Here is a 9277-nt window from a genome sequence, read left to right as displayed (position 1 = left end):
TTCTTATACATATCTTTCGCAATCATTCTATTTTCATTTTCAAATACATCAAATAAGCATACTGACTTATAAGGACAGTAAGTACATGGATAAACCTTAAAATCACTGTCTGGCTGGGCACCATCTGTTAAGGTAGGATGGATAGGAATTAATCCAGCATGAATCTTTTTATATAGTTCAGAAATATGCTTTTCCACATATTCCATAATTGAATCTAGTTCATCAGGAGAAATAACCTTTGCGCTATTTGCATATTCTCCAGACTTCTTTACCTTAACAGGCGCAACTAATTCAGGTGTAGATCCGAGTCCTTTTACAGAATTAGTAGATCCATCATCCACCATATAGCCTTCCATACGATATTCTTTTAATACATCCTCATCGCTAAGCGCATAACTTGTATCACGTGTTAGTATTCGTTTCTTCATATTAAAGTACAACATGCCAGCACGATCCTTATTCTCCTGTTTACATAACATATCTAGATAAACAAGCATTTGAATATTAAATCCTTGCATCGCAAGATTTAAATCAATTTCTTTATTGCTGGATTTATAATCTACTATACGTGCATAATTTTCAAATTCATCTACTCTATCAATAATGCCTGAAAAAGGAACATCACCAATCTGTCCAGAAATCTCTTTTTCTTTAGATACAGGTATATACCCACCCATTTTTAACTGCTTCTGAATAATCTTGATTGTCATCTTCATATCTTCAATCAGATTATTAATAAAGTATTGGTTCATTGGATGACCATCATATTTCTCTTTCAGATTCTCTTCTATATAATGTTTTGCTTCTTGATCTACAAGAGATTCATCATCTAGACATTTCTCCATTAAATAATGACATAAAGAACCAAGTTCACTTGACTGCAAAGTATCTTCTCTCTTTTCTGTAATCTTTAATCCATATTTAATGTAATAAGAGAAAGGACATTTATTATATGTCTCTAAACGAGATACACTGACCCCTCTTCCGAGCTTATTTGTATCTTTAATAAACTCAGGCTGGTTACTTGTCATCTTATAATGATCAATCAATCGATTAATAGGATCTTCATCTATACGTGATTGATTTAAATATAGGTTATTCTTGATGAGATTCAATGGAGGATTAATATATTCTAATTCAAATAGATCACTTAAACGTGACATGAGAATAGAAGGAATTAACTCATTGGCAGCCATATTCTTTTTACTATAAGAGAATGTATAAGATAAATAAGGGTTTAAAAGAACTTGTATAATACGCTTATAATGTGCCTGTAACTGTTCATCTAATAATAGAGGATGAGGATTAAATTGTTTATAGTCTTCCTCCATTAAGAATCCTTTATCACTGATTTCTAAAGGTAGGAATGTTTCATTGATTCCTGTTAAGTAAATATGTTTTTGTGTTGCAGTGAGTCCCTTTTCAAGTGAAGTCACGATAACACCTGTCTTATTTATTTCTCTTTTACCTGGGATAATACATTGGAGGAATAAATCAAACTCTTCAGGACTAATTTCATCATTACATTTATAGGTATCAAGAGTTTTAATCATAGAGGCACTGATATCCTGTTTTTGAAGGAACTGAATAATTTCATTAAAAGTATGTCCTTTACACTCTGATAATGATCGAGACATTTTACGGTAGTCACTATTATAATGACATGTTTCATTTTGTGATAATGTGGCAGGAATATTGAGTTCATCAAAACAAATAGTTAAATAATCTGAATAACTTGCCTGATTTGTAATGATCATAAAATCTTCATATTGCAGCTGTTCATTCACAATACGTGATTTAATATCACAGGCAATCTTCATACATTCTTGCATAGGATGACCACCTGTAATAATACGTCCTTTAGCTACATTATGCACATCCACATTATCAAATAAATGATGAATAATAGCATCTTCATATTCATTTAATACTTCATCTGCATCTGTCGTCTCTAATAATGTGACTGGAACATAGTTGTCTATCTTCTTAAACAACTCTTTGGATGCAATATGAGGATAATCATCACTCATAATATAAAGAGGTGTCTTTAATGAATCGTCTATTAAATCTTCTACCATCTCTTCAATTGTCCAATATCCTCCTGAAATAAGAGAATTAATTGTATATAAATCTTCACATTTTTTACTTAATAAAGTATCTTCGAAAAACTGTTCAAGAGTTATATTATTTCTATGAATCTTCTTAAGTGTATTAATGAGTTCAAGAATCATCTCATAAGAATTAGAACTAAACTGTATTGTATTAAATGTATGACAAGAAAGAATATGACGCATTATAAAAACAAGATCTGCCTGTGAATAAATATGACGGGCAAACTGTTTATGTGAAATCAAAATCTTATCTATATATTGTTTAAGTGTTAGAACTTCTATATCAAATAAACAGGAATACTTATTCAAGAATAGATCTTCTACATATTCTGTATTCTCTGTAATGATATAAGCAGGACCCGGTAAGTGTTTTGCCAATTCATTGAGTTTTTTATTGAGGTGCATCCCTTTAATAATCTGCATAATGATTCTCCTTCATTTGTACTTTGGTACTATTATATCATTGCATCTAAAATCATGCATTAAGTTCAGTCTCTATAACACCTATATAATGGAGTTAAGAAAAAAAGCCTTCCACATAAGTGGAAAGCTTCAGGTTAACGTAACTCATCAAGCCACATAGATACATCTGCATCACTAGGCATACGTAAATCTCCACGAGGAGATAAAGCCACTGAACCAACTTTAGGTCCATCTGGGATACAGCTACGCTTGAACTGCTGAGTAAAGAAACGTCTATAGAATAGAGTGAGCCATTTCTTAATTGTTGCTTCATCATATTTATCACCATATGTATGAATCGCAATACGTAATAGTTTCTGTGGTTCATAATGGAATCTTGCATGATGATAAAGGAAGAAGTCATGTAATTCATAAGGTCCTACAATATCTTCTGTCTTCTGAGTAATTTCACCATCTTTTGCAGGAAGTAATTCAGGCGAAACTGGTGTATGAAGAATATCCTGTAATGTAGCTTCTAATACTTCACCTTTATATAAAGTAGATACATAATCTACAAGATATCTTACAAGTGTCTTAGGAACAGAAACATTAACGCCATACATACTCATATGGTCACCATTATAAGTAGACCATCCAAGTGCAACTTCTGATAAGTCTCCTGTACCTACGACAATACCACCTGCCTGATTCGCAATATCCATAAGTACCTGTGTTCTTTCACGAGCCTGACAGTTTTCATAAGTGACATCATGGACTTCAGGGTCATGATTAATATCTTTGAAATGCTGGTTAACGGCATCTTTGATATTGACTGTCATAGAAGTGACTTTTAGTTCTTTCATAAGTGTTAAGGCATTATTTAAAGTACGATCTGTTGTACCAAAACAAGGCATAGTGACCGCAATAATATCTGATACAGGACGACCTAGCATCTTATAAGCCTTATGCATTACAAGTAAGGCAAGAGTAGAATCAAGTCCTCCAGACATACCAACGACGACTTTCTTAATATGAGCTGCTTCAAGTCTCTGCATTAAGCCATGAGTCTGAATATTAAATACTTCTTCACAACGTGCAGCACGTTTATCTTTATCACTAGGGACAAATGGATGAGGATCATAATAACGATCTAAATCTAATTCTTCATCATCTAATGCAAATGGTACAGCATCAAAATAATCTTCACTATCATAAGTGGTCATTTCAATACGTTCTGTATGAATCTTTTCTAAATCCATATCTGCATAGATTAAACCTGTAGAATACTGAGTAGATTCTTTAAGTAATGTACCATTTTCATAAATAAGGTGATGATTAGAGAATACCACATCAGTTGTTGATTCACCTACACCTGTATTACTATAAACATAGCCACATACAAGTCTTGCACTTGTTGCACTAATTAAGCTACGTCTATAATTACTCTTACCTGTTAAGTTATTAGATGCAGAAGGGTTCACAATAAGTGTTGCCCCGTTTAAACATGCATCAGTACTTGGTGTATGAGGTGCCCATACATCTTCACATATTTCTACTCCAATCTTTAACCAAGGATGATTCACATCTTCAAAAATCTGTTCAGTTGTCACATGAATTTCCTGATCACATAAAGTAATATACTCATCTAAATCACGACCACTCTTGAAATGTCTACCTTCATAGAATTCATGATAATTTGGAATATATGTCTTAGGTACAGCACCTAGAATATCTCCTCTATGTAATACAAGAGCACAGTTGTAAAGATCGTTACGGATGACAAGTGGCATTCCAATAACAATCACTGTATCAAGATCTTTTGTTTCATCTAGAATATATTGAAGCTGTGTTTCTGATTCATTCAATACTCTTTTTTGAAAGAAAAGATCTTCAATTGTATAACCAGTTAAACATAACTCATTTAATACAAGAACCTGTGTATGATTTGCGTTGGCTTCTTTTGATAAACGGATAATCTCCTGCGCATTCTTTTTCACATTTGCGATAGAGACTTTAAAAGAACCAGCTGCAACTCTAATAAAACCATCTTTCATAAACATTCCTCCAATTTCTCTCTCATTATATCAAAAAAAGTTCACATGAGTGAACTTTATAATAAATGTATATCATTTTCTTCGCAGATACGCATTGTATCTTCATCCCATAATGAAGCCTGTACTTCACCAATATGCGCTTTCTTTAAGAAGAACATACATAAACGTGACTGACCAATACCGCCACCAATACTTAATGGATAAACATTGTTTAAAACGTTCTGATGGTAAGGAAGTTCAGTACGTTCTTCAGCATGTGCTTTCTTTAACTGTTCTTTTAAAGCTTTCGCATCAACACGTACACCCATAGAAGATAATTCAAATGCATCATCAAGAATAGGATGATAAACAAGAATATCACCATTAAGTGTCCAGTCATCATAGTCTGGTGCACGTCCATCATGTTTAATACCTGACTTAAGGGTATCCCCAATCTTCATTAAACATACAGCTTTCTTAGCCTTAGTAATAGCTCTTTCTCTTTCCTTTGGTGTTAAATCAGGATAAACATCTTCTAATTCCTGTGTGGTAATAAAGAAAATCTTTTCTGGTAATAATCCTTTATCTAATTTTGGATAATGACGAATCATTAAGAAATCTAAATCTAATAAAGCTTTATAAATCTTCTTAACAGTCTGTTTAAAGAAATCAACAGTACGATCTTCAGGTTTGATCACTAATTCCCAGTCCCACTGGTCTACATACATAGAATGAAGGTTATCAATTGTTTCATCTCTTCTGATTGCATTCATATCTGTATATAGTCCAGTATGTGCTTCAAAGCCATATCTATAAAGTGCATCACGCTTCCACTTTGCAAGTGAATGAATAATTTCAATTTCATCATCATTATTCAATTCATAGCTGTTGAAAGCTACTGGTCTTTCAGTTCCATTTAAATCATCATTTAATCCTGTGTTTTTTAATAAGAATAGTGGTGCAGATACTCGAGTGAGTCTTAATTCTTCTGATAAACGTCTTTCAAAATAGTCTTTAATCATTTTAATCGCAACTTCAGTCTCAATCAGATTGAGTTGTGAATGATAGTTTTCTGGTATAAATACTTTGCTCATAACTTTACTCCTTTATACATGATTATATAAGAAAAAAATAAAAAAGAAAGAAAGAAAACAGTATTTCTTTGAATATTTAAAAATATGTAATAATTTAGGGAAATTGAAAAAACAACGAACTTGATTGACTTATTTCCGATTATTTAATACAATGTTGAAAACACAAGATAAGGAGATGCACAATGGAAAAATTGTTTAAGAGCACAAGAGGCAATCAGACACCTATTGATTTTTATACATCTATTCTTCAGGGAATCGCAAGTGATGGGGGATTACTTGTACCTGACTTTGATTTTGAGAAGAAAAATCTAGAAGATTTACTCCCATTAAACTATGTAGATCTTGCAACTGAGATTATTGGTACATTTGCGCCTAGTGATGCAAAAGAAGCATTACATACAGCTTGCAATCAGGCTTATGGTGAAGGTTTATTCTGTGATGAAGTGGTTCCTGTAAAGAAAGCAGGAAATGTATATGTTGCAGAACTCTATCAGGGGCCTACAGCTGCATTCAAGGATATGGCATTATCTATGCTTCCAAGAATGATGACTCTTTCTTTAAAGAAGAAAGGTGAAGAACGTGAAGTGATGATTCTTGCAGCTACAAGTGGTGATACAGGTAAAGCTGCATTAGAAGGCTTTAAGGATGTAGAAGGTACATGTATTAAAGTTTTCTATCCAATCGATGGTGTATCAGCTATTCAGCAGCAGCAGATGGTGACAACAACAGGTAAGAATGTTGAAATCATCGGTATTAGAGGTAACTTTGATGATGCACAGTCTGCAGTTAAGAAGGCATTTGGTTCTAAAGAATTAAAAGAACTTTGTGATGAACATCATATCTTCTTATCTTCAGCTAACTCAATCAATATTGGACGTTTAATTCCACAGATTGTATATTACTTCTATTCATATTTAACACTTGTGAAGAGAAATGAAATCAAACTAGGAGAAGCAGTAAACTTTACAGTGCCTTCAGGTAACTTTGGTAACTGCTTAGCTGGATGGATTGCAAAGAATATGGGATTACCAGTGAATCAGTTCATTGTTGCTTCTAATAAGAATAATATCTTAACTGATTTCTTCACTACGGGTACTTATGATGCAAGACGTGAATTCTATAAGACTAATGCTCCTGCAATGGATATCTTAGTTTCTAGTAACTTAGAAAGATTAGTATGGTTCATGGTGAATGGTGATAGTGAAAAAGTGAATAAGTATATGGAAGAACTTAAAGAAACAGGTGTTTATAAAGTAGATGATGAAACACTTGCAAGAGTTCAGAAAGAATTCAAGGCAGGATGTCTTGGAGAAGAAGATGTACTTAAAGTTGTTCATGACTGCTGGAATGAAAACAAGTATTTATTAGATACACATACAGCTGTTGGTTATGGTGTTTATGAAGAATATGTCAAGAACACTGGTGATACAACTAAGACAATCTTACTTTCTACTGCATCACCTTATAAGTTCCCAGAATCTGTATATCAGGCATTAACTGGTGAAGAAGTAGATGTTTATACAGCTATCGAAAAACTACATGATTTAACTGGTATGGAAATTTCTTACCCATTAAAAGGAATTAAGGATCGTGAAATTCTTCATAAGGGTGTTATTGATAGAGATGCAATTCTAGATACTATTGCAGAAAAGATCAAGGAGTACTAATTATGTTTGTAAAGGTAAGAGTTCCTGCAACAAGTGCAAACTTAGGACCTGGATTTGACGTTGCGGGTCTAGCAGTAACTTTATATAATACATTCACTTTTGAATTATTAGATGAAGGATTAGAAATCTTAGGATGTCCTGAACAGTTTGCGAACAAAGATAACTTAACTTATCGTGCTTTTGAAGAAGGTGCACGTTATGTAGGATTAGATTATAAAGGATTACGTATTACCAATGAAGGAGATGTTCCTTATACAAGAGGATTAGGTTCTTCTTCTACATGCATTGTCGCTGGTATTGTCGGTGCATTCGCATTCAAGAATCGTTATGAAGAACGTCAGAACATTCTTGAACTTGCAACAAAGATTGAAGGACATCCAGATAACGTTGCCCCAGCAATCTTTGGTGGATTAACTGTATCTGTTATGGAAGAACATAAAGTGACTACATTATCTATTCCAGTTAAACAGGAATATCGTTATGTAGCACTTATTCCACCTTTCACATTATCTACAGAAAAAGCACGTTCTGTATTACCACAGACACTAGACCGTGCAGATGCGATTAAGAATGTATCTCATCTTGCATTAATGGTTGCATCACTTATTAATGGATATGATGAAGGTTTAAAACTAGGCTTTAAAGATCGTTTCCATCAGCCATATCGTGGACACTTGATTAATAATTTCTTCCCTATTATGGAAACATTAGAGAAGGATGAAAGAGTATTAGGTGCTTATCTATCAGGTGCAGGGCCTACTATCATGGCTTTAATTCGTGCTGATGATACAATGGGGGTTGTTCGTATTAAAGAAGAATTAGGATCTTTAATTGACGGATGGCAAGTAGAAAAGTTAGAATTAGATGAACGTGGATTTACATGTGACTTTTTATAATACCTGGCAGTTGTCAGGTATTTTTTTCAGGAGGATCAAATGAAGAATTATCATACACATACAACAAGATGTATGCATGCAATTGGAAGTGAAGAAGAATATATTCTAGCAGCCATTTCAGCTGGATATACAGAACTAGGCTTTTCAGACCATACACCATGGCATTATGAATCAGGATATCATGCCACAATGCGTATGGATGAATCACAACTTGAAGACTATGTCCATACATTATCAGTACTAAGAGATAAGTATAAAGACAAGATTTCTATTAAGATTGGTTTAGAATGTGAATACTTTGAAGATAAGATGGAGTGGCTTAAGGATCAGCTTGAAAAGTATAAGCTTGATTATATTATTTTAGGGAATCATTTTGATGGCAGTGATGAAACTGGTATTTATTATGGTCATCCAGTATCTTTAGAAGAACTAAAGAGATATGTATCACAGGTAATCAAGGCTATGGATACAGGCTTATTCTCATATGTAGCGCATCCTGATGTTGTTTTCTATGATGAAAAGAATCAAGAACATATTGATGAGTTAGAGAAAATCTGTATTCATGCGGCTGAAATAGATATGCCTTTAGAATTTAACTTATTAGGATATAAGGCTATGCGTCATTATCCAAGTCAGCCATTTATTGATTTATGTAAGAAGCATCATAACCGTATTATTATCGGCACAGATGCGCATGAACCAAGTGCATTAAAAGATACTAAAACATACAATCGTGCTTATACTTACTTAAAGGAAAGTGGCTTAGAAATTACTGAAGATATTAAGATGTTGAGATAGAAGGCTTGAGAAAGCCTTTTTTTCTTTTGACAGTTCCGTTGAGTGTAAATTGAAAAAGTTATGGAATATTCATGTTTATTTTGATTTAAATGTATGCAGAAAATGTAGTAATGTATCTCGCTTGATTAAGATTGCTCATATCAGGCACTATATGTCAGTAACTGAATTAGTTTGACAGTTATTGTGACATTAAATTTAAAAAACATTGATATATTCATGTTTATTTTGAATTAGATGCATGAGAAAAATGTAGTAATATAATATACGGTAGTGATA

Annotated in this window: 6 protein-coding genes; 3 read left to right on the top strand and 3 right to left on the bottom strand. The window is 33.2% G+C overall.

All coding sequences use genetic code 11. From position 1 onward, the window contains the following. From ACT8VG_RS04120 to asnA, 3 genes are all read right to left on the bottom strand, one after another. The coding region (locus tag ACT8VG_RS04120; RefSeq protein WP_444195257.1) for a PD-(D/E)XK nuclease family protein at positions 1-2534 on the bottom strand (2534 nt) is incomplete at its 3' end. 134 nt (positions 2535-2668) lie between these two features. Next, a complete protein-coding gene (locus tag ACT8VG_RS04115; protein WP_432272598.1) occupies positions 2669-4567 on the bottom strand; it encodes an NAD(+) synthase in 1899 nt (632 codons plus the stop codon). Positions 4568-4623: 56 nt separating this feature from the next. Continuing rightward, positions 4624-5640 (bottom strand): aspartate--ammonia ligase, encoded by a 1017-nt coding sequence (gene asnA / locus ACT8VG_RS04110; protein ID WP_117459395.1) that lies wholly within the window; start codon positions 5638-5640, stop codon positions 4624-4626. Between the two features lie 182 nt (positions 5641-5822). Here asnA and thrC point away from each other — a divergent pair, with 182 nt between their 5' ends. The 3 genes from thrC to ACT8VG_RS04095 are packed head-to-tail and all read left to right on the top strand — an operon-like array spanning position 5823 to position 9001. Further along, positions 5823-7307, top strand: a complete 1485-nt coding sequence (gene thrC / locus ACT8VG_RS04105; RefSeq protein WP_022425154.1) for a threonine synthase — start codon at positions 5823-5825, stop codon at positions 7305-7307. A 2-nt stretch (positions 7308-7309) separates the two neighbouring features. Next, on the top strand, positions 7310-8203 hold the full coding sequence (gene thrB / locus ACT8VG_RS04100; protein ID WP_195921198.1) for a homoserine kinase: 894 nt from the start codon (positions 7310-7312) through the stop codon (positions 8201-8203). Between the two features lie 39 nt (positions 8204-8242). Next, positions 8243-9001 carry a histidinol-phosphatase gene (locus ACT8VG_RS04095; RefSeq protein ID WP_432271119.1) on the top strand — a complete coding sequence of 253 codons (759 nt, stop codon included), beginning with the start codon at positions 8243-8245 and terminating at the stop codon, positions 8999-9001. Positions 9002-9277 lie beyond the last annotated feature (276 nt).

The organism is Catenibacterium sp. (assembly GCF_052354645.1).
In the GTDB taxonomy this organism is placed as follows: Bacteria; Bacillota_I; Bacilli_A; order Erysipelotrichales; family Coprobacillaceae; genus Catenibacterium; species Catenibacterium mitsuoka_A.
This window is presented reverse-complemented; position numbering and strand designations above follow the sequence as displayed.

Coding starts and splice junctions, on each gene's coding strand:
- ACT8VG_RS04095 (WP_432271119.1), top strand. CDS start 8,243: ATGAAGAATTATCATACACATACAACAAGATGTATGCATGCAATTGGA.
- ACT8VG_RS04115 (WP_432272598.1), bottom strand. CDS start 4,567: ATGAAAGATGGTTTTATTAGAGTTGCAGCTGGTTCTTTTAAAGTCTCT.
- asnA (WP_117459395.1), bottom strand. CDS start 5,640: ATGAGCAAAGTATTTATACCAGAAAACTATCATTCACAACTCAATCTG.
- thrC (WP_022425154.1), top strand. CDS start 5,823: ATGGAAAAATTGTTTAAGAGCACAAGAGGCAATCAGACACCTATTGAT.
- thrB (WP_195921198.1), top strand. CDS start 7,310: ATGTTTGTAAAGGTAAGAGTTCCTGCAACAAGTGCAAACTTAGGACCT.